We start from the raw sequence: 22,334 nt of genomic DNA, 5'->3' as shown, positions 1-22,334 counted from the left end.
GAAGCCATGTAGCCAGGATGGCAGGGGGTGAGGGAAACGTTACCTTCTGAAGCCCATCGACAAAGGCCGCTCTAAGGCGGGTGAGCAACTCTCCGGGTTGTAACGAATGTGAACGGAGAAGTAGCCTCGTAACAAATGAGAACCACTGGCCGAGCCTGTCAATGTGAGGTGAAGGCAAGATTCTTTTCCAGGAACTGGCAAAAAGGGAGAATAAGGCAGGAACTTCTCCAACGGTGGATAATGCCTTGTTGAGAAGAGAGCAGGAAAGCCGTATGAGGGAAAACCTCACGTACGGTTTGACGAGAAGATACTGGAAATAGGGTATGGTTGTGATCATGTGACACTCTCAGAGGAAACGGAGAGAAACGGGGAACACAAACCTTTGCAAGGATTTTGAGACAGCGCAAAAAGTATGACTATTTTTAGTTACAATACAATAATTCTTACTTATCAGCCAGTTGTTCAACACCTATCCGGATTTCTCCCCCTACAACTTTGCCATTCGGTTCTTTAACAGAAATATTTTGCCTTAATTGAGGAATAAACGAGGTTCCGTTCCTGGTTATTTCTTCTCTCGTATTCTTGTACGTGATCTTCATTAAGATATGGTATTTTAACTTTGTTCTTTGCTCCGTAGATAAGATGATATCTTCTAAATTGCTCATAACCTTTGATTTGTCCCATAAAAAAACAAAATCCTGAGAAGAAGAAAATTCTTTATCTAAGGTATCTAAGAGTTCCTCACATTCATCGATAAACTTGGCTTCTTTTAGCAGGGAAGGATCTATAACTATATGTATCTCATCCCATTCCTCATTGATTACTTTAGATTCAATTTTCAAAGATTGCTTAATCTCATGCGTCTTTAAAAATGTTACTGTATAAGGCTCGAATAGCTCAGCCTCCGGGCATGAGAAAAGGCTGGTTTTCAACTGTGGTTGTCTGCCATAAAGAAGACCAGCTTCGATTTGGCCAATAGCTTTAGCCTTAAGTTCAAAAAGATAACTTTTGTTTCTTTCTATGAGTCTTGCCTGATCGATAAAAAGATATCCGTGTATTAATGGGTCCCGATGTTTAATTCCCAATCTCAATATATAAGAGCCAGGCAATCCGTTAACCTCCTGTGCCCGGAAAGCTATATACAGCTCATTCCGATCATTCCTGTCTTCTGTGTTTTTGATTTCATCGATACGGATAAATTGCTCGTCTCCATGCTGTATCAGATCTGTAGCATCCTCCTTAATCCCTTGTTTACGAATACATCTCCAGATTTCATACGTAACGACAAGAGAAGCGTTCTTCAGGGTAATTTCCTGCTCTTTGAGCTGAGAACTATCGTTTGCTTCAATAGTTACGCAACTACCCAGTACCATAAAACATATTATGATGTAACAATATCTTGTTCTTACATTCACGAGGTATCTGATAATTTTATTGAGCTAATATATCAAGGGAAATTAAGGCCATAATTTTTGCAAAGTCAACCAATTCTTTAATATCAATTGATTCATTTGTAGCATGTGCTTCGGCCACATCGCCGGGTCCAAATCCAACAGCTATTATACCTTTTTGGATAAGCTGTTTTGTTACAGTTGCGCCAGATAATCCTTTTGGTTGTGGACGAGTACCTAAAATGGATTGCGCATGTTTTGAGATTAATTCCACGAGTAAATTATCGGTGGGGACAGCAGTGGGAGGTTGATCAGAAATGATTTTTACATCAAATCGTGCAGGGCATAGCGCCTCAACTTCCTTCATAATATTTTTTATATCGTTCACAACAGTGTCTGATGAATCGCCGGGTAAATAGCGAATATCCAGTTGTACTTTACAGAGAGCAGGCACGATATTAGGCGCTGTTCCACTATGGATAGAGCCAAGATTCAAAGTAGGTGGAGAGTGGAGTGGATGCGAGGTTTGTCTGAACTTTAATTGTTTTATCCTATCGAGCAAGATGATCATGTTCCATATCGCATTTATCCCCATCTCTGGTCTTGAACCATGCGCCTGCTTACCATGGGAGACGATCTCCAAGAACAACGTGCCTTTTTCAGTTACATCGATTATCTGCATATTATGTGCGACATCGGGAATGATAGCAAAGTCCGCGCTAATGCCACATTCGTTCAATAAATATTCCAGTCCTAACGCAGAACCTCGTTCCTCATCAGCAACGCCGATCAATAAGAACCGGCCTTTCAGTTTAGATTCGTTCTCTTTAAGAAATCGTGCAACAGCCATCATGGCGGCCATCTGCCCTTTATTATCAGAGGCTCCCCTGCCGTAGATTCGTCCGTTTTCTATCCATGCTTCAAAGGGATCCCTCTTCCAATCATCGCCGGCTGGCACAACATCTAAATGACATGCAACAAGTAAAGTAGGGATAGATGATGTGATTTCCTTACGACCTATGTATCCAATGATGTTTGCTCGGTGTTTTACCTTTTCAAAAATGGTATATGGGATTTGTAATGATTTAAAAAAATCCTCAATAACTTCAACAGCGAGGGCTTCATTCCCGGGAGGATTTTCGGTTTTCTTATTGATTAATTTAACGGCGAGTTCAACGATCTTATTTTCCTCATTTTGCATGTATTCCTTCACATAATTTATAGAATTATTTGAAGCATATTTTCCCATAACAGTATTTCCTCTGGTAATAGTAGACTTTAAGGATTTTAAAATGTTGTAGTGTAAACAGAATTATTCAAGCTTATCAAATAAGTTTTTCTTTGATTCACAGATTGGGCATACCCAGTCCGCTGGTAAATTCTCAAATTCTGTTCCGGACTTGATGTCTTTCTTTGGATCTCCCCTTTTAGGGTCATAGGTGTAACGGCATATTATGCATTCTGCTTTTGACATATTTCTTGTTCTCTGGATCATTTGAATTTGGGATTTCAATATGTTGTACCGGTCAGGGACATTGTTCTCTACACATAGTTAATACAGTACGGTTATATTGATAACCGTATTACAATGTAAAAAACTTCCTTTTGCAAGCTTTTTATACCCGCCATATATCTTTGTATAGACTTACATATGAGATAACAGTAATCATTGCAAATGAAAGAGATATGAGAAAAAGTATGAAGAAATTTATAAAATTTGTGTTTGACAAGTATCAGCAAATAAAGGACTATAAAGGTAATAGATGAAAATGATGGAAAAAAGAGGTAATTCCTTTGGCCTTGCCTTTGAGTAAGCTATACACGATATTTCGTGTGGATGTATAAAAGAAGATTATATGAATAAGCGTGAGCCGACAAATTATGGATTTTAAGAAATATAAATTAGGGGAAAAGAGTAGATCATTACGTGACACTATAAAGGGTCTCATAAAGGGAGAATTCTGTTTAAGCGAGAATTTCCTCAATAAGTGCATGAAAGACTTTACACAAGTTCAGTCAATTAAATTGCTCAATGGATATTTCATACTAAACGTGTCAAATATTGAAGCTGTACTTAACTACGATTCATGTGAATTCAATGAAAATACAAGATCGGTAACATTTAAAGTACTTAATCTTAAGCCGTTTTATTATAAACCGTTTCTGAATCTTATTCACTTGAAATTTCCATTCCTGAAGTTTGATAAAGATGCGGAAAAGACAAGATTGCTTACTTGCCACTTAAATAAAATCCCTGCGCTTAAGGATAACAAGATTGTAAATAGTCGTTATTTATCATATCTTACCGTAAAATATATAAAATGCACAGAGGGTAAGGTTGCTGTGAAGTTGAAGATACCATTAAAGGCTTTGAAAGATAAGCTATTTAAGGATTCTGTACCAAAATCTAACTAACGACTTTTGTCGTGAAGAAAGTAAATAATCATGGAAAAAACACATGGAGTCTATTACAGGTTGAGTTATAAGTTCTCAATCTAAAGAGAAACAAACTAACGCAATTGTATAGGAATTTTCATTAAGCGGGTTTGCGGTAGGGTGGGTTAAGCGATAGCGAATCCACCTTTTCTCTGATCATGAGGTTCTATAATGACTTTTATGGAATCCTTTGCCTCGGCAACCAGTTTAAAGCCTGTAGCTGTTTCGGAAAGACCTAGCCTATGGGTAATTAAGTCTCGTACTGCTACCCTGCCTGCACGGATTAGTTCAATGGCTGTAGCCATATCATCCGGTGGCCCGGCATAAGACATGACAAGAGAGTTACAATTACGCCAGAGGTCCCAAAGGTTTACGGGAGTTGAGACATTTGGTTCTGTTGGGGCAAAAAAAAGAATCGTCCCGCCCCGTTCCACAGAGTTTAATGCCTGTCCTATGGCTGCAGTGGCCCCTGTACATACGACAACCAAGTCAGCCAGGCGTCCGTTATTGGTTTTACGCAGATAGGCGGGAACATCTTCTTTTGCGTGAATTACATGGTCAGCTCCGGATTGTTGTGCCATTCTTAAGCGATATTCAGTAATATCAACCGCAAAAATTTGTCCGGCCCCCAGCGCGCGTGCTAATTGAATGTGAAGGAGTCCGGATATGCCGCTGCCGATAACGAGCACACTTTGTCCTGCACGTAATTTTGCCTTCCTTTGCCCAAGGAGGGTGCAGGCTAAAGGCTCAACAAAGGTTCCTTCCTCAAAAGAAACCTCATCCGGCAAAACAAAGGTACCCCGATCAACATTGATGTGCGGAATACGAATATATTCGGAAAAACCACCAGGATAAAAATTTGTAGTGCGCAAGGTATCACATACCGAATAATGGCCATTCAGGCAGTAATGACACGTATTGCAGGGGACATGATGAGCCACGGTTACCCGATCACCTACTTTATAATGCTTCACTCCTTCTCCAACGGACACTACTTCACCGGCAATTTCATGTCCCAGTACGAGAGGTGCCTTTTTAATACGGTACCATTCCATTACATCACTTCCGCAAATACCACTGGCTATTACCTTTACTAATAATTCACCCGGTCCAATGTGAGGGGTTTGCATCTCTTCAATTCGAACATCTCTGTTGTTGTAATACATTGCTACGCGCATAGTGTTTCCCTTTAATCTCCAATCTGATTAAATCTGAATTCTCGGACAGCCTGTAAAGCCTTGCCCTACGGTTTTATAAAAAACAAAAGTCGCCAAAGACCTAATTTAATGCATAGGAAATTCAAACAAAGAGTTCCTCCCCCTTGATGGGGGAGGTTAGGTGGGGGTGGACAAGCAAGCAGAGCACCCTCCCTTAGTCCCTCCCATCAAGGGAGGGAAAAATTTGTAGGTAAGTCGCCGAAGGCTCAATTAAATTAATAGATTATATTAGTGAACAATGACAATGAGCAGTATCAGTAAGCAACATCTTAACCGGCACTATCCAGTGATGCTTACCAGACTTTCTCATACTTTATAAGATATTCACTATTTCTTTTTATTCTTCTCTGCATTAAAGATGTCATTTGCTTGTTTTGCCGTTGCATTCTCGTGGATGATAGCGCGTAAAGCCTTGATCATGGCTACGGGGTACTCATTTTGCCAGATATTCCTTCCTAAATTCACACCAATAGATCCCTTTTGCATCCCATCATGAACAAACTCAAATACCTCAAGGTCTGAGTTTACTTTTGGTCCACCTGCCATGACGACAGGTACAGGGCATCCATTCGTAACTTTTTCAAAATTCTCGCACCAGTAAGTTTTTACGACCCGGGCGCCCAATTCTGCTGCAATACGGCAACAGAGCGCGAGGTAACGGGCGTCACGCTTTTCCATTTCTCTTCCAACAGCCGTAACTGCCATTACGGGAATACCATACCTTTCCGCTTCGTTTACTAATGTTGATAGATTTAACAAGGTTTGGTGTTCATATTTACTGCCGATAAAGACGGAAATACCTAAACCAGAGGCGTTTAAACGAACAGCCTCTTCTAGGGAAGTGGTAAGACTTTCGTTCGCCAGGTCTTCACCAACCATGCTTGTGCATCCGGATACTCTAAGGATAATGGGTTTGCTATTTACCGGATCTATGCACGAACGTAATACCCCGCGGGTGCAAAAAAGGGCATCGCTGTATTCAAGAATGGGTTGAATAGTCTTGCCCGGCTTTTCCAGGTTAGTAGTGGGACCCTGGAAATATCCATGGTCAATTGGTAAAAACATACATCGGCCGTTTGGTTTTATAAGTTGAGATAAGCGATTCTTCATTCCCCAAGGCATTGTTTTATTCCTCCCTTTAACAGTGTGAACAATTTTTATGTGACTTTTCAGGTCTCACAATTAAATATCCTTTTCCTATCAGCCAATGATGGAACTGATAGGTGGTATATTTGCAATGTGTTTTACAAATATCCCTGATCTTTTCATATTCAGAAGAACCTTCCTTTTGTGCATTCAGGTCCATTTGCACTGAACATTTTATATCATTACAGAATTCCCGCCGTTTATAATCTACATATCCTTTGATTGACATAGGCATATCCTTTACAGAGGAGAACTAAGAAAAAAATACAGGTAACAAAAAGTACTGGTGTATCAAGTAAAAATTTACTAAGTGTTAGAATTACTATTTCTCTCAATATCTTTTTGTATCAGTTTTGAAAGGGTGATAGCGTTATTTACTGCATAGCCAGCCTCGTCATTGTTAAAGTAGACAAATACATCTTTCCCTTCTTTCAACCATGCTTTTATTCTTTTGGAATCAGTTTGTAGTTCATCATCGGAATAGCAGTTCTTATGAGAATATTGCTTTGCCCTGTGATGCCGGAGGTACACAAAATCAGTTACTATAGGGGTGTGTCCGGTAAATTTCGGAAAATCAGCAATACATACGGCTATATGAGCATTCTCCAATATACGATACACATCCTCACAAAACCAACTCTCATTCCGAAATTCAAATACAAAGGGGATGGTACTCAATTTTCTCAATAATGATACAAAATTGAATAACCTATCGATATGTATCGTGAACGTAGGCGGCAATTGCCATAATACTATTGATAATTTTTCTTTGAGAAACTTCGCTCTACCTAAAAATAATTTTAATGACGCTTCTACTTCATTGAGTCTTTTAATATGGGTAATAAACCGGCTTCCTTTTACTGCAAATGAAAAATCATCCGGTGTTTGCCGATACCAGTTTTTGAAGGCATTTTCTGAAGGCAAGCGATAAAAGGAGACATTCAATTCCACACTTTTAAGAAATTGTGAATAATATTCCAGCCACTTGCTTTTAGATAGTTCCCCTGGATAAAATACTCCATCCCCCCAGTGTTTATAAGTAAAGCCACTGGTACCTATACATGCCTTGCCTTTCTTCATACATCAAAAATTATCAAATCGTAATTTTTTATTACAGAATTGTCAAGATTGAACGGATAACGTGTTATATTCCTTCCCCGTCTTTATAATTTTTCATAAATATAGTCATCAGTTTTGATTCTGTTTCAGAAACGTAATCGTCTTCTTTTATCGAAATATGTAAATTTTCTTCCAGTTTTTTTATCCGTTCTTTGAGTTTGCGGTTTTCAACCAATACGATTTTAAGCGCCTCGGCGATAGGGTCTGGCAATTGTCCATGGTCTAATGCTGCATCATGTTCTTTCTTTTTCTGTTCAATAATTCTCCCTGGTACCCCGACCACAGTCGAATACGGTGGTACATTTTTAACAACAACAGAGCCCGATCCGATACGTACATGATCTCCCACCGTTATATTGCCCAATATACACGCATTTGAGCCTACGATAACTTTTTTCCCCAGTTCCGGATGCCTTTTTGTCTTTTCTGTAGTTGTACCTCCGAGGACAACTCCTTTATAGATAAGACACCCATCTCCAACTACTGCAGTTTCACCAATAACCACGCCCATACCGTGATCGATAAATACACCATGTCCGATTGTGGCGGCCGGGTGTATTTCAACTCCTGTTAAGAATCTGCTGATATGAGAGATAAAACGGGATAATACAATCCATTTTTTTCCCCAAAGATAATGCGATATTCGATACAGCCATAAGGCATGTACGCCTGGGTAGCATAAAACTACTTCAAGCTTGCTTCTTGCGGCCGGATCATTTTGGAAGGCAGCATTAATGTCCTCTTTCATGCGATTGAACATTAAAATTCCTTAAACAAAACGGTAGATAAATATCTCTCACCGGTGTCAGGAAATACGACAACCGTTAGTTTCCCTTTATTTTCAGGTCTTGCTGCTACCTGTAATGCTGCATGGGCGGCGGCTCCGGAAGAGATACCCACTAAAATTCCTTCTTCTCGTGCGAGTTGACGGGCCAGAGCAAATGCCTCCTCGTTTTTGACCGTGATAATTTCATCGATTACTTTCCTGTCGAGGATTTCAGGTATAAATCCTGCGCCAATCCCCTGAATTTTATGCGGGCCTGGCTTTCCGCCCGAGAGCACTGCTGAATCAGTAGGTTCAACGGCGATTACTTTCAATGAGGGTTTCCGCTTCTTAATAATCTCGCCCACTCCGGTAATTGTTCCACCTGTCCCTACACCACCCACAAAGATATCAATCTTGCCATCAGTATCATTCCATAGTTCTTCTGCTGTTGTCTTTCTGTGAATTTCCGGGTTAGCCGGATTTTTAAATTGCTGCGGCATAAAAGAGTTTGGGGTATCTTTTACCAATTCTTCTGCCTTGCTGACAGCACCCTTCATTCCCTCAGCTCCTGGCGTTAACACTATTTCGGCGCCAAATGCCTTCAGCACTGACCGCCGCTCTATACTCATGGTGTCCGGCATGGTTAAAATCAGCTTATAGCCTCTTGCAGCGGCCACGAAGGCTAAAGCTATACCCGTATTGCCCGAAGTAGGTTCTATGATAATTGTATCCTTTTTAAGGAGCCCCGCTTTTTCTGCTGCTTCTAACATAGCAATTCCGATACGGTCTTTTACACTGGCCATAGGGTTGAATGATTCCATTTTAGCTACAACCGTTGATTCCAATCCCTTAGTAATATTGTTTAATCTAACCAATGGTGTATTGCCAATTGTTTTGGTGATGTCTTCATATATTTTTGCCATATATTCCTCTTAATTAAATTCTCTATAAAGCAAATGTCTTAATTAATTAAGGATACAAAGCAACTATGATACCTAGTCAGAGGTTATTTCTCAAGAGATTTTTAGTGCCTTGTTTTTTCTTGACAAAAAAAAAATTGTCTATAGTATATATGGTTTTAGGTAATATTGTTGTCTGTGCTAAGATGTAAAAAAATTTTACAATTGTATATATTTTTTGGAACATATATCTTATTAAAGGTGTTATTGTGAACTATAAATATATTGATAATTTAGCGAAACAGGTCGGTGGTTCGTTACGGCTTACCGCATTGATTATAAGCCGGTCGAGGCAAATTGTAAAAAAAGCTCCGATATTAATTGAAACAAATATCGATGACCCTGTGCAGATTGCGTTTTTAGAATTGATGCAAGGAAAGATTAGGCTCAACGAAGGGGGCGCACCGCCACCTCAGGTTTCAGAACAAAAGAAGATTGAAAAACTCTTAGGAACTCCTGAGAAATCGGAGGCTTGATGGTAACTACACTACAACAATAAAAGTAGTATCATGTGCCGCTTCTTCTAAACAATTTATTATGCGAGGGGATAAATTACACAAATACGTGGTATTGTAGTTAGGAAAAAAATCCTAATCTGTTTAGAATACATCATAAATTTACCTGCCCAAACTATTACACCACAATACACAGAAGTTTAATTCCATATTTTAAATTCATGAACGTAAAATAAGGTTGTGTTTTCTCGATGTAATTCATAAGGCGATAAGTCCATAACCAACATAACCAAATATCTCATAATTATGTATTAGGAAAGGACTGATTGAAAATTACTGAGAAAAAGTTTTTATAGGATACTAAAACAAGGGGGAATTCTGTAATTATGATTAAAGTTGACCATTTGGCAAAGCGTTATGCAAACGTGTATGCAGTAGACGACATCTCATTTGAAGTCAACCAGGGTGAGATTTTAGGTCTCTTGGGACCTAACGGAGCAGGGAAGACAACTACCATGCGCATATTGACCTGCTATATGCCAGCGACTTCGGGAACTGTTACGGTTGAAGGTTACGATGTCTTTCGGGATTCGGTTCAGGTGCGCAGGCAAATAGGATATTTGCCGGAAAATGTGCCCTTGTATCCTGAAATGCGGGTGAAAGAATATCTTTCGTTTCGCGCAAAACTGAAGAAGGTGCCGTACCGTGAACGGAAGAAAAAGATTGATGAATCGATTGAAAAATGCAGGATTACCGATGTGCAGCATCAGATTATTGGAACTCTTTCCAAGGGTTACCGCCAGAGGGTCGGTTTGGCTGATACCCTTGTTCACGATCCAAAGATCCTAATCCTTGATGAGCCAACAATTGGACTTGATCCGAATCAAATTCGGCAGGTCAGGCAACTGATAAAAGAATTAGGTGAAAAACATACCATCTTACTCTCCACCCATATCCTTCCTGAAGTTGAAATGCTTTGTGGCCGCGTTATTATTATTAATAAGGGTAAAATCGTTGCTATGGATACACCCTCAAACCTGGCTACCCAACTAAGAGCCGGAAGCAATATTACGTTAGAAATTCGTGGAAATGGAGAAAAAATCAAGAATGCCTTTTCGGAAGTACAAGGGGTAAAAAAGATCATATGGCACGGCAATGGCGCTATTAATCATTATACACTGGAGGCAGAAAAAGGTATGGATGTTCGTGAAGATGTCTTTTCTGCGGTCGTGAAGAATGGCGGAATTATTCGTGAAATGAAACAGGCTTCCATTACATTAGAAGAGATATTTCATCAGATTACTACGCAAGAACAGGAGGTAACGTTATAAATGACAAGTGTAGGTACTATATTTCAAAGGGAGATTAATTCCTACTTCCTATCACCGATTGCATATGTTGTAATTGCAGTGTTTACGATCTTTTCGGGTTATTTCTTTTCCATTATGCTTGGAATAACCCAGGAAACTACGCTGCGATACAGCTTCGCCTATACACAATTTATTCTTTCCATCCTGACACCTGTTATCACGATGAGATTATTAGCCGAAGAAAATAAGACAGGGACTATCGAGCCTCTGATGACAGCCCCTATTACCGATTTTGAGGTAGTATTTGGAAAGTTCTTATCAGCCTGGGCACTCTACAATATCATGATTGCTCCAACCGCTTTTTACATCATATTCCTGGCATGGGTAGGCTCCCCCGATTATGGTGCAATTATTGCCAGCTATATTGGGCTGATCTTAATGGGTGGACTTTTTATATCTATCGGATTGCTGGTATCTGCTATTACGAAAAACCAGATTGTTGCAGCCGTTATAGGAATTGTTGCGCTCCTTATACTGCTGGTCATTGGCCTGGCAAGTTCCGGAAGTGAGGGATGGTTTTATGATGTTTTGAGATACATTGGTACCTATGATCATTGGGATACGTTTACAAAAGGAATCGTAGATACCAGGGATGTAGTTTATTATGTCAGCTTTACCGCTTTACTCATATTTATTGTTGTACGTATTGTCGAAAGCAGGAGATGGAGATGAGGACTTTGAATAAAAAAAGGGATGATTGGTTTGATCAGTTTAGTGGATATATTATACTGGCAGGTATTATTGCCGTTGTAGCAGGTTTTGGTATATCGAGAATCCTGAATGCCTGGGGATTGTCCTCTCTCATACCCATGGGTATTGGCGGGGGTGTTATCATTGGGTTTAGCCTCGCTGCGGCTATCAGAAACAAATGGTTCTCCACTGAGGCGTCTAAGAGAAAAGCGCTCGTTGGTACCAACGTTGCTATCATGTCAATTTTTGCTGCTTGCATCTTTGCAGTTGTTGGGTTTTTAAATAACCGGCATTATGAGCGTTTTGATCTCACCCTTACCGGCAAATATTCTCTCTCGCCAAAAACGAAGAATATACTGAAAAATCTTGATAAACCTATTATTATTACCACCCTCTTTAATCCTGGTGAGATGTTTTATGAACAAATTGTAGATATCCTGAAAGAGTATGCTTACCATTCAGATAAAATTAAGGTAGAAAGCGTTGATCCCTTAAGAAATCGTACCAAGGTTGAAGAATTAGCAAAACGCCTGAAGATTGATGATCTTCAAATGAATACCGTAGTATTTGAATGCGGTGAGTACAGTAAACATGTACCGCAAAATGAGGTTATAGAAAGACAATATCCGTTTAAGTTTAAAGGAGAGGAATCCTTTACTGAAGCCATTCTGAATATTACCCAGGAGAAGCAAACGGCAGTTTACTTTGTTACAGGACACGGAGAACGGCATTTTGAAGATTATGACCGTGCAGGAATTTCCGGGATTGCAAATGCTCTGAAACGTGATAATTGCCGTATAGCTCCGCTCGATATTCTGACCACAAAAAAAATTCCGGATGACTGCGATGTGCTGATCGTTGCAGGGCCAACCAAAGCCTATCTGACAGAGGAATTAAATATTATCCGTAATTATCTTGAGGGGAGGGGTAAACTCCTGCTTATGTTAGAGCCTGGTATTGACCCAAATACTCCCACAGGGTTTAAAACCCTTTTGGCAGAATATGGCGTTGCTGTGCGTGATAATGTTGTTGTATATAACAAAGTCAATATGCCTCTTTTTGGTATTCAGACCGTTGCAGAAATCTATATCGGTAAGGATGAATATGCAGAACATGTCATTACCGATGATCTGAAGAGTTATAATACGATTCTTTTCGGCTCATGTGTTGTTGATGCAGCGCCCGCTAATGACCAAATGCCGTATCAGGCTGTTGTGCTTATGCGTGCACCGGAAGGGTCGTGGGGTGAGGTTGATGTTGCAGATTTACGGCAGAAAAAACCTGAGTACAACATAGATACTGATGTGCAAGGTCCGGTTTCTCTGGCAATTGCCTCCCAGGTTAAGGAACTGCCGAAAGCCGTAACCCAATCACATCCTCAAATGGCAAACGATCCGAATGCTAAGCCGCAGGGCGCACGACTGGTTGTCTTTGGAGATACGAATTTTGCCTCGAATGAATATGTTGAAAACCCGGGAAATATGGATCTGTTCCGTAATTCTGTTAACTGGCTGGCTAAGAAAGAAACACAATTAGGCATTTCTGCCAAGCCGCCAGATTTCCGTAAGGCAACGATTAATCCAATCCAGATGAAGGTTATATTCTGGGTATCAATTGCCGGAATCCCCCTTATACCTATTGTTGTCGGTAGTGTTGTCTGGTGGAAGAGGCGTCGATAATTTATATTGTAACGTTGAGGAATTTCAATTCTGTAGGGCAACCCTTCAGGGTTGCTATCCTCGTGTATATATTCAGGCGGGGGGAGGTAAGGCTAAAAGCCTTGCCCCTACATCTTACGAAGAGATAAAAGTCGCCGAAGGCCTAATGAAAGGAAATTTACCGTTGAGGCTCTTTGCCACCTTACTTTCAGAAATGACAATGATTGTTATTCCGAATGGGGTGAAGCACTCGTTGATACATATTATAAACAGAACAATGGAGATTTATTAGTGTTTCAATTTCACGATATTTATTCTACGTCGGAGGAAAGTATTAAGCTATGAAACTTAAAACAACTATTATCCTTTTAGTTATCGCAGTTATTGGTATCTCGTATATCTTCCTGTATGAAAAGAAACAACTACCTCAGGAGGAATGGGAAAGACTGCAAAAGAAGGTGATTCCTGATTTCAAGTCGTCTATGATTAAAAAGATTGAATTAAATAACGAGAGCGGCAAGATTCTTTTGGAGAAGACTGAGGATGACTACTGGCATATCGTTGAGCCTTTGAAACTCCGGGCAGACAACTCCGAAATAAATAGCATACTTTCCGAGTTTGAATTTATGAATAAGGTAGGTTCTTTCAAGGATGAAGGAGACAAGCCGTTTGATCTTAAAGATTATGGGTTGGATGTTCCGAAGACCTCCCTTATCATGTATACAGGTATTCCGGCAAAACGCGATAAGATACAGGTAACCGGACCAAAGGATAAATATACGGTGTTTATAGGCCAAAAACTTGCTGCAGGTGATAATGTATACCTTAAACTTGATACCAGCGATGAAGTTGTTGTCGTGCCGGGGTCTATTGGCGATAAGGTTAGCAAGAATATTCTCGATTTAAGAAGCAAATGGGTGTTTTCCTTTGATAAGGAAGCTGTAGATAATTTACAGATTAAAACGAGCGAATCGAATATTGTTTGTAATAAGAAAGGTAGTTTCTGGCGGGTTGTTGAACCGGTTAGTGACCTTGCGGATTTGGAGAAGATTAAAGATATCATTGGTAAACTCAAAAATTTACAGATTGAAAGTACCGATTTTATTACCGAAGATTCATCTGATTTGGCTAAATACGGTCTGGATAACCCGCGTTATGTAGTCACAATTAATGAAAAAGGCGCTACGCAATCTGTCTCCTTTGGACATTCGTTGGATAATAAGGTCTATGCAAAACGCATGGATGAGCCGACCATCTTTTTCCTGAAAGATATCATACTTGCAGATTTGAGCAGGAAGCCGAACGACTTGAGAGATAAGAAGGTTGTAAGGTTTGATTCCATCGGAACGTATGGTATAAATAAACTGGAGATCAAGACTGCTTCTGATGTAATTGTTATTGAAAAATCCTTGGATTTAGACTGGGTAATTACAAAGCCCGTTAACCTTTACGCAGATCAGGATACAGTTAAGAATTTTATTGAGAAAATTAAGACCTTGGAAATTGAGGATTTTATTTCGGACCAACCGGCTGATTTATCCCCGTACGGTCTGAAAGATCCTGTCTTTGAGATTTCTGTTACCAAAGAAGAAGACAAGGAGTTAGCCAAGTTTTATGTTGGTAAAAGGCTGCCTGAAGGTGACAAATGTTATGTGAAGCGTGTCGGAGAAGAACCGGTGTATACCGTCCCTACAGCAGAATTTTACGATAAAATAGAAGATGCATTATTATCATTCCGTGACAGACTCGTAAGCGATTTTAACAAGGATCTTGTTAAAAAATTGGTAATTGAAAAACCGAATCGTACCTTTGTTTGCGACGTAACGAACAAGAAGGATGCTGAAGGTCAGGTTGTATGGAATCTCTCTCAACCTATCCAGACGGCAGCAGACACGGAAGCAATTAATCAGATTATCTGGGACCTTTCCTTTTTAAAAGCAGAAAAGCACGTTACAAAGGCGCCGAAGGATCTGATGAATTTTGGCTTGGATAAGCCAAAACTCAAGGTTTCCGTAACATACGAAAAAATTACAGAACCAATGCCTCAAGAGGCAGATAAAGAGATGGATGAAAAATCTCAGCTTGCAACGAAGGAAAAAGAGTCTGCAGAAAAAACTATAGAGACAAGAACTCTGCTCATCGGTAAGAAGGTTACAGAGGATGACAAGGTAAGCTCATACGGTATGTTTAGCGATAGCGACCTGGTATTCGAACTTTCCTGGCCAAAAATCAGAAACTTTGATGCAGAACTGGTACCTACCAAAATACTTAATTTCGAGAGGCTGGCAGCAGAAAAGCTTACTATTAACTACGCTGACAAGGCTATCCATTTGGAAAAAACAAACAATGTCTGGAAGTTAAAAAATGAGCAGAAGGATGTACAAGGAAGAGAAGTAGATTACTACATTCGCAACCTTTCGGAGTTAAAAGGTAGCTATATTGAGCAATATAAAACGGCAAGCCTGAAACCATTTTCTCTGGATAAACCTCAGTTGACTATCACGATTGGTTTGGGAGACAGTGATGCTGTGCTTTTCGTTGGTAAGAAGAAGGATGCTTATGGGTATTACGTGAAGAGTAAAGATTCAGACTATATTTATGTGGTTCCTAATGATCTGGTGGCTAAACTCATAAAAAAAGAAGAGGACTTCACCACGGTTATTCATGAGACTACAGATGAGGCGTCTATGGATGCGGCAAAAATCATTCCTGAGGAAAAACCTATGGGCGCCAGTCCGCATGGACATGGAAGACCATATAGCTCTCCTCATGGAGGAATTCATTAAAATTTTCCTTCATAAATGATGAAGGAGATCAGGTATTTTCAGATGAAAAAAATACTTATCTTTCTGCCATTATGTATTTGTTTCGTTTATATTCTTCTGACATATGATAAGGCGCCTGCCCTTGAGTCTTCTTTCAACTCGAATCGCAAGACACCAGTCGTTATGGCAGTTGAGAAGATAGGGCCGGCTGTTGCCAATATCAGGACCGAGAGGCTTATAGCTCAAAGGCATGTAGATCCGTATTTTGGATCGAGGAGTGAATTTTTTGAGCAATATTTCAATGAGTTTTTTGGCCAAAGCCAAAAGCAGACGATCGAAAGACCGTTAGGTTCCGGTGTTATTATTGATGAAGACGGCTACATTGTTACCAATGAACATGTGGTAAGTCGTGCGTCTAAAATCAAGGTGAGGTTATCAAACGGACAGGATTTTGAAGCTACCATGATCAGCTCTGACCCGATCAGCGATATCGCCGTATTAAAAATAAATTCACCGACGCCGCTTCCCTATGTAAAAATGGGCACTTCCAAGGACCTTATGATCGGTGAAACTGTCATAGCGTTAGGGAATCCCTTTGGCTTGGAAAATTCAGTTACCACCGGGGTGCTCAGTGCAAAGAACCGTACCATTACCTTCAATAGTGAATATGGAGAAATTAATTATAATGGCCTCATCCAAACAGATGCGTTGATTAATCCGGGGAATAGCGGGGGGCCGCTCATTAATATAGATGGGGAGCTTATTGGCATTAACGCTGCAATCGTAAATCAGGCGCAAGGTATTGGATTCGCCATTCCAGTTGATAAGGTAAGGGAAACCCTTGTCAAACTCTTCAATTTCCGGGAGCTCAACAAAATATGGTTTGGGGTACAGGTAGAAGAACAAGCTGATACTTCGAAGGGGATAGTGGTTTCATCAGTTGAACCTAAGAGCCCTGCATATAAGGCAAATATCAAAACCGGGGATTATATTACTAAAATAGATTCCAAAGAGATCCTAAACATTCTTGATTTTGAAAAATATATACTCAAAAAGAATGTAGGAGATAAACTCTATATCAATATTAATCGTGGCGGACGTGAATTCACGGTAGATATTACCCTGGAGAAGGCGCCGCTTCCGCCTATAGAGAAGCATGCGCTTGAGAAGTTGGGTCTGTATGTACAAGATTTAACTCCTCAACTTGCAAAGCAATTGAATTTATGGTGGGTTAAGAGCGGTGTGCTCATTACTGATGTGCAAAAGAATAGTCCGGCTGCAAGTATTGGGATTGAGGCTGGTCAGGTGCTTATCTATGTTGGCCAGTATCGAATTAATGATGTAGAAGAATTGGGCGCCTTGCTGAAAGTTATGAAAAAGGGAGACATCTGGGAGATTGGTATGGTCTGGTCAGATAAATTTGGTGAACATCAGGGTTACGCCAGAATAAAGGTCCGTTAATACCAGATAGCAGGGCAATTGCATCAAAATGAAAATTGCTTAGCCCGATTTGGGCGGCACTGGCAAACTCTGCCAGTCAGAATATGGCACAAAATCATGGGGGTGATACCCCCTATGCATCGAGCTAAACGCTATTCGACTCCGACTTGTTCCCAAACTGAGTCTGGGAACAAGCTACTAATTTAAGTATTGTGGCAAGACTAAACAGGGTGGCACGGACAAACTTGTTTGTCCGTGTTGTTTAAGTACACACGTGGATAGGGAATATACCACACTGACAAACAGAGTTTGTCAGTGCCACCCAGAAATAGGTTTACAGAGAATAAAAATTTCCAGAGAGACAACCCCGGCGAGACATCTCTTCATGGTATTCTAAAGATGTGGGTAAGGATAAGTTAAAAAAGGGGGGAAAGAGGGATGAGCTTAGAAAAGAGGGAACAAGGGATTTTCCCCTTTTTTAAAGGGGGATCAAGGGGGATTACGGGTGGTTTATTATTCTCCACCTTTTACACATGTTAGCTTGATGCATATAGGGTTTACCCTGCTACCCAATGTCATTACGATGCAATGAGGGATAAATTTCAGGCATGAACAAGAATTTCTCTTTGGTTATGTATTTACTTTCCACGCTACTGTTCCTTTTGGATGCTGGTACCAACCCGGATCCTCATACCTGGTAATATTCTCACGTACTTTTACTACGGTAAACATACCACCCATCTCAATATTACCAAACGGTCCCTTTCCTGTCATCATGGGAATGGTGTTTCTTGGAATCGGCATGTTCATGTCAGCCATTTCTGCCATTCCACTCTCTCCCATAGCCATATAGTCCGGCAGCAGGTTTTGCACCTTTTCTTCAACCCCTTTCTGTTTCACTCCTATCATGTTTGGTATATCATGGCTCATGGCATTCATGACATGATGATTCTTGTGGCAATGGAAAGCCCAATCCCCTGGCGCATCGGCAACAAATTCTATATCACGTGTAGTGCCTGGAGGAACATTAACCGAGGTTTCAGGCCATTGCGCCGATAGGGGAATTTTACCACCGTCCGTACCAGTAATCATGAATTTATAACCATGCAAATGGATTGGGTGAGAATCCATACTTAAGTTTGCGAATCTGATGCGAACACGTTCTCCGAGACGGACTACTAAAGGCGCTGTACCGGGGAATATGCGACTGTTGAATGTGAAGAGATTAAAATCGGTCATGATATTGGGGTTTGGGGTACTGGTTCCCGGCTCAACAAACCATTCCTGGAGAAATATGCAGAAGTCCCGGTCAATCCTTGGCTGCTCTGACTCCTTTGGGTGTATGATAAAAAATCCCTCCATTCCCATTGCCATTTGCACCATCTCATCCGCGTGCGGATGGTACATCTGTGTACCATGCTGACGAAGGGTAAATTCGTAAACATATGTCTCACCAGGTTTAATTTGCCTTTGGTTTAATCCGCCAACACCATCCATCCCGTTGGGCAGAAGTACGCCGTGCCAGTGAATAGTCGTATGCTCCTCAAGCTTATTGGTAACGAATATGCGTACACGGTCGCCTTCCACCGCTTCAATCGTAGGGCCTGGTGTTTGTCCGTTATATCCCCAGCAATTGACAATCATTCCTGGTGCAAACTCCCGTTTGACTGGTTCCGCAGTTACATGAAAGACCTTCACCCCATTGTCCCATTTCCAGGGAAGTGTGCTTCCATTAGGTGTAACTACGGGGATGTAGGACAGGCCTTTCTGAGAGGATTTGATGGGAATTGTATCCGGTGTGTCTGTAGCCGTGAGCTGCTTACGTCCTAATAATAGTGAGACGCCACCGGTTAATAGTGCAGCGGCGCTGGAAAGCATCATTTTGCGTCGGGTAATCATGGTAATTTCTCTCTGGTAATGATCAAAAGATGTATAGGGATTTTAAAATTTTTCATAATGCGTTAACACACCCCTACCTCAATTGTAGAGACGCGAGGTTTTACGTCTGTACGTAAGATGCAAGATTTTGCATTTCTACAGGAGAATAAACCCACCCCTAACCCCTCCCAAGAGGGGAATTTCCCCGATCGGGTCGAGGACTGGCTTTTATTCCCCTCTTGGGAGGGGTTAGGGGTGGGTAAAAAGTCGTTGGGTTTTGTCTTTTTAAAACCAACCTAATGTAAAGATTCCTCCGAGATAATTTCGAGAATGAGCTTATCGGAACGCCGGATAATGGTAAGTAACGACTTCACGCCAATCCGATGTTCGGTAAGCTGTTTGTGCAGATCATCTATACTCCTGACCGGTTGATTATCAACGCCTATGATTACATCCCCTTCAAGCAAACCTGCTTTTTGTGCAGGGCTATTCTTCTCGATAGCAATGACTAGCACGCCGCTCTCTGTAACTAAATTATGGAAGAGTACCAGGCGGCGATGGAGGAAGACATTTTGTCCTGCTACGCCAATGTAGCCACGTCGGATTCTTCCATCCCTGATAAGCCGTGTTGCAACAAATTTTACTGTGTCAGCCGCGATAGCAAAACAAAGACCTTGCGCACCCTGGATGATAGCGGTATTAACTCCAATTACTTCTCCACGGGAGTTAATGAGTGGACCACCTGAATTACCCGGATTCAGCGCCGCATCGGTTTGGATAATACTATCTATCAACCTTCCTGAGCGTGACCGGAGAGAGCGTCCGAGTGCACTTATCACGCCAGTAGTGACAGTGCATTGGAAGCCATAGGGATTACCAATGGCAACTACAAGTTGGCCTACACGAATAGACCGCGAATCACCCAAATGCGCATATGTCAGGTCGGGGGCTTGAATCCTAATAACTGCCAGATCCGTATCAGGATCATCACCGATCATATCTGCATAAAAGCGGCGGCCATCCGAGAGCGCTACTTCAATTTGACTGGCATTATGTACGACATGACTGTTCGTAAGAATAAAACCATCCGGTGTAAAAATAAACCCCGAGCCGCTGCCAACCATTTGCTGTGACATACGTGGATGCACTGCTTGCCGGCCATTTAACAACTGAAGAACATTAATATTCACCACTGATGGGATGATCTTCTCTGACGCACTAACAACGGCTTTTGAATATGTATCAAGAAGTTCTTCATCTGCCGGAGGAGAGATTTCAGATATCTGCAAACCATCAGGCTTGATCTCATCTGATGATATAGTTTGAAAAAGAGGCTTCATATTATCTTTCCTCTTAAAATTTTATTTTTTAATTCAAATTAATCTGTAGGATGGGTTAAGCGAAGCGAACCCATCAAAACAGTTCTTCGTATTTAATTTCAATTATATGGGAAATGTATTGTTTGTCAAATTTTCTATCCTTAACGTAAGAACCTATTATGGGAAAATGAAACAGTTGCCGTTTATCCTCCATAATGGGTGAGATAGTATAGTAATGATAGATTCCGGAGAAGCGGGAACGGGAATGACAACTTTATATAGCTTAGAGGCCATCCCAAAACCTTAATTTTGTGTCTAGAATCATTTGAGATATAGCATATATAAGGAGATTCATGCTCTGTAAGCCGGTTCCAGGGGTGGCGCTGACAAGCTTTGTTTGTCAGTGTTTTGTAATCCATATCCATGTACGTAGAGGTAAATAAGCAATAAGCACAGACACATGGTTTGTCCGTGCCACCAGGTCTGGAGTTATCTAAAAACCCCTGGGCGGGTTCAGGTTTATAACCTGAACCCTCAATGTGGAATATTTCCCTATGCGTTTAACCGTGAAAACGCTGTGAGCTATCGACCATGCAAAATATAGGGGTTTAATTTACAAAATTGGCGTGCCCAGGGAAGGGTACCGCTTTCTAACTGGCCGAGCCTGTCAATTTTAGGCGAAGGCGGAATTCACTAACCTAAACTGGCTAATAGGGAAAAGAACGGTGGCGGGGTATCAGCGGCGACACGGATAGAAAAGAGCGGTATCAACTGGGGAAGCCCTCCTTGTCCCTGAGAGAAATATCAGGAACGAGGTAAGCCCTATAAGTCTCACGGCGAAATGGGCTGACAGACAAGAGGGTGGCGGATGAGTCCGTAGTAGCGAGGATGGCAAGGAAGCACAACCTTGCCGGAGCGAAGGGACACTGCTGTGTCTTAAATCTTTCTACGGAGGTAAAGCAGGGAAGAATGACAAAGGCTTCCCTAAGTCTGCAGGAACTGAGGAGAAAGATATACAGGAAGGCGAAGGCCGAGAAGCACTGGAGGTTTTGGGGACTGTACTGTCATGTCTGCAAGAAAGAAGTCCTGAGAGAAGCCTATCGATTGGCAAAGGCCAACGATGGTGCACCCGGAATCTATGGAAAGAGTTTTGAGGACATCGGGGCAGAGGGGGTTGAGGGATTTCTGGAAGGGATAGGGCAGGAACTCCTTAACCGGACTTACCGACCGTTGCCCAACAGGAAGGTCGAAATACCGAAAGGGAATGGAAAGACCCGAATGCTTGGGATACCGACGGTTAAAGACCGGGTAGTGCAGGGAGCGTTAAAGCTTTTACTTGAACCGATATTTGAAGCGGACTTCAAGGACTGCTCGTATGGCTATCGTCCCAAACGTCATGCACATCAGGCAATCGACAGAGTGACGAAAGGGATACTGCATGGCCTTACGAGAGTGGTGGATGTAGACCTGAGCGGATACTTCGACACCATAAGGCATCACCTGCTGTTGGAGAAGCTAGCCCGGCGGGTGCAGGACGATGATATCATGCATCTGGTAAAACTCATCCTTAAGGCAAACGGGAAAAAGGGAGTGCCGCAGGGCGGGATCATATCGCCGCTGCTGTCAAACCTTTACCTCAACGAAGTGGATGAGATGATGGAGCGGGCACGGGAGGTAACCCGCCGCAATGGATACTACAATCTTGAATATATTCGGAGCGCAGAT

Annotated in this window: 20 protein-coding genes; 8 read left to right on the top strand and 12 right to left on the bottom strand. The window is 41.4% G+C overall.

The features are described 5' to 3' along the window. The 4 genes from FBQ94_RS15075 to FBQ94_RS15060 all read right to left on the bottom strand — a co-directional run. A partial coding sequence (locus tag FBQ94_RS15075) for a hypothetical protein (protein ID WP_285442231.1) occupies positions 1-337 on the bottom strand: 337 nt, incomplete at its 3' end. 106 nt (positions 338-443) lie between these two features. Further along, on the bottom strand, positions 444-1,373 hold the full coding sequence (locus FBQ94_RS15070; RefSeq protein WP_007221221.1) for a hypothetical protein: 930 nt from the start codon (positions 1,371-1,373) through the stop codon (positions 444-446). A gap of 58 nt (positions 1,374-1,431) precedes the next feature. Next, positions 1,432-2,640, bottom strand: coding sequence for a M20 family metallopeptidase (locus tag FBQ94_RS15065; RefSeq protein WP_007221222.1), 1,209 nt, complete (start codon positions 2,638-2,640; stop codon positions 1,432-1,434). Positions 2,641-2,703: 63 nt separating this feature from the next. Further along, positions 2,704-2,865 carry a rubredoxin gene (locus FBQ94_RS15060; RefSeq protein ID WP_040543610.1) on the bottom strand — a complete coding sequence of 54 codons (162 nt, stop codon included), beginning with the start codon at positions 2,863-2,865 and terminating at the stop codon, positions 2,704-2,706. Positions 2,866-3,443: 578 nt separating this feature from the next. On the opposite strand from FBQ94_RS15060, the gene FBQ94_RS15055 reads away from it, so the two are divergent. Continuing rightward, entirely contained in the window at positions 3,444-3,806 is a 363-nt protein-coding gene (locus FBQ94_RS15055; RefSeq protein ID WP_285442230.1) for a hypothetical protein, read from the top strand. 146 nt (positions 3,807-3,952) lie between these two features. Here FBQ94_RS15055 and FBQ94_RS15050 read toward each other — a convergent pair whose 3' ends face one another. The 6 genes from FBQ94_RS15050 to cysK form a co-directional block, all read right to left on the bottom strand. Continuing rightward, positions 3,953-5,005, bottom strand: coding sequence for a zinc-dependent dehydrogenase (locus FBQ94_RS15050; RefSeq protein ID WP_007221226.1), 1,053 nt, complete (start codon positions 5,003-5,005; stop codon positions 3,953-3,955). A gap of 366 nt (positions 5,006-5,371) precedes the next feature. Beyond that, positions 5,372-6,166, bottom strand: a complete 795-nt coding sequence (lsrF, locus tag FBQ94_RS15045; protein ID WP_007221227.1) for a 3-hydroxy-5-phosphonooxypentane-2,4-dione thiolase — start codon at positions 6,164-6,166, stop codon at positions 5,372-5,374. 16 nt (positions 6,167-6,182) lie between these two features. Continuing rightward, on the bottom strand, positions 6,183-6,419 hold the full coding sequence (locus tag FBQ94_RS15040) for a hypothetical protein (protein WP_007221228.1): 237 nt from the start codon (positions 6,417-6,419) through the stop codon (positions 6,183-6,185). Between the two features lie 77 nt (positions 6,420-6,496). Further along, positions 6,497-7,270 carry a DUF72 domain-containing protein gene (locus tag FBQ94_RS15035; protein ID WP_007221229.1) on the bottom strand — a complete coding sequence of 258 codons (774 nt, stop codon included), beginning with the start codon at positions 7,268-7,270 and terminating at the stop codon, positions 6,497-6,499. A gap of 64 nt (positions 7,271-7,334) precedes the next feature. Continuing rightward, positions 7,335-8,069 carry a serine O-acetyltransferase gene (gene cysE, locus FBQ94_RS15030; RefSeq protein WP_007221230.1) on the bottom strand — a complete coding sequence of 245 codons (735 nt, stop codon included), beginning with the start codon at positions 8,067-8,069 and terminating at the stop codon, positions 7,335-7,337. Beyond that, positions 8,069-8,998: a cysteine synthase A gene (gene cysK, locus FBQ94_RS15025; protein ID WP_007221231.1), complete on the bottom strand. Its 930-nt coding sequence runs from the start codon at positions 8,996-8,998 to the stop codon at positions 8,069-8,071. Before cysK ends, cysE begins: the two co-directional genes overlap by 1 nt. Before the next feature lie 245 nt (positions 8,999-9,243). On the opposite strand from cysK, the gene FBQ94_RS15020 reads away from it, so the two are divergent. The 6 genes from FBQ94_RS15020 (at position 9,244) to FBQ94_RS14995 (ending at position 17,433) form a co-directional block, all read left to right on the top strand. Then, positions 9,244-9,510, top strand: a complete 267-nt coding sequence (locus FBQ94_RS15020) for a DNA-directed RNA polymerase subunit omega (RefSeq protein WP_007221232.1) — start codon at positions 9,244-9,246, stop codon at positions 9,508-9,510. A gap of 365 nt (positions 9,511-9,875) precedes the next feature. Further along, positions 9,876-10,820, top strand: coding sequence for an ABC transporter ATP-binding protein (locus FBQ94_RS15015; protein WP_007221233.1), 945 nt, complete (start codon positions 9,876-9,878; stop codon positions 10,818-10,820). Continuing rightward, the gene (locus FBQ94_RS15010) at positions 10,821-11,531 is read left to right on the top strand and encodes an ABC transporter permease (RefSeq protein ID WP_007221234.1); all 711 of its coding nucleotides are present in this window, start codon (positions 10,821-10,823) and stop codon (positions 11,529-11,531) included. Further along, positions 11,528-13,228 carry a GldG family protein gene (locus FBQ94_RS15005; protein WP_007221235.1) on the top strand — a complete coding sequence of 567 codons (1,701 nt, stop codon included), beginning with the start codon at positions 11,528-11,530 and terminating at the stop codon, positions 13,226-13,228. The genes FBQ94_RS15010 and FBQ94_RS15005 overlap by 4 nt, the downstream gene beginning before the upstream one ends. A 320-nt stretch (positions 13,229-13,548) precedes the next feature. Continuing rightward, complete coding sequence (locus FBQ94_RS15000; RefSeq protein ID WP_007221236.1) at positions 13,549-15,993, top strand: DUF4340 domain-containing protein; 2,445 nt, start codon at positions 13,549-13,551, stop codon at positions 15,991-15,993. Positions 15,994-16,035: 42 nt separating this feature from the next. After that, positions 16,036-17,433 (top strand): trypsin-like peptidase domain-containing protein, encoded by a 1,398-nt coding sequence (locus FBQ94_RS14995; protein ID WP_285442229.1) that lies wholly within the window; start codon positions 16,036-16,038, stop codon positions 17,431-17,433. 609 nt (positions 17,434-18,042) lie between these two features. Here the strand turns inward: FBQ94_RS14995 and FBQ94_RS14990 are convergent. Both FBQ94_RS14990 and FBQ94_RS14985 read right to left on the bottom strand, forming a co-directional pair. Continuing rightward, a complete protein-coding gene (locus FBQ94_RS14990; protein ID WP_007221238.1) occupies positions 18,043-19,311 on the bottom strand; it encodes a multicopper oxidase family protein in 1,269 nt (422 codons plus the stop codon). A gap of 275 nt (positions 19,312-19,586) precedes the next feature. Then, positions 19,587-20,630, bottom strand: coding sequence for a S1C family serine protease (locus tag FBQ94_RS14985; RefSeq protein WP_007221240.1), 1,044 nt, complete (start codon positions 20,628-20,630; stop codon positions 19,587-19,589). Between the two features lie 948 nt (positions 20,631-21,578). Here FBQ94_RS14985 and FBQ94_RS14980 point away from each other — a divergent pair. Beyond that, on the top strand, positions 21,579-22,334 hold a 756-nt coding region (locus FBQ94_RS14980), incomplete at its 3' end, for a reverse transcriptase domain-containing protein (RefSeq protein ID WP_352246902.1).

The organism is Candidatus Jettenia sp. AMX1 (genome assembly GCF_030263775.1).
In the GTDB taxonomy this organism is placed as follows: Bacteria; Planctomycetota; Brocadiia; order Brocadiales; family Brocadiaceae; genus Jettenia; species Jettenia caeni.
This window is presented reverse-complemented; position numbering and strand designations above follow the sequence as displayed.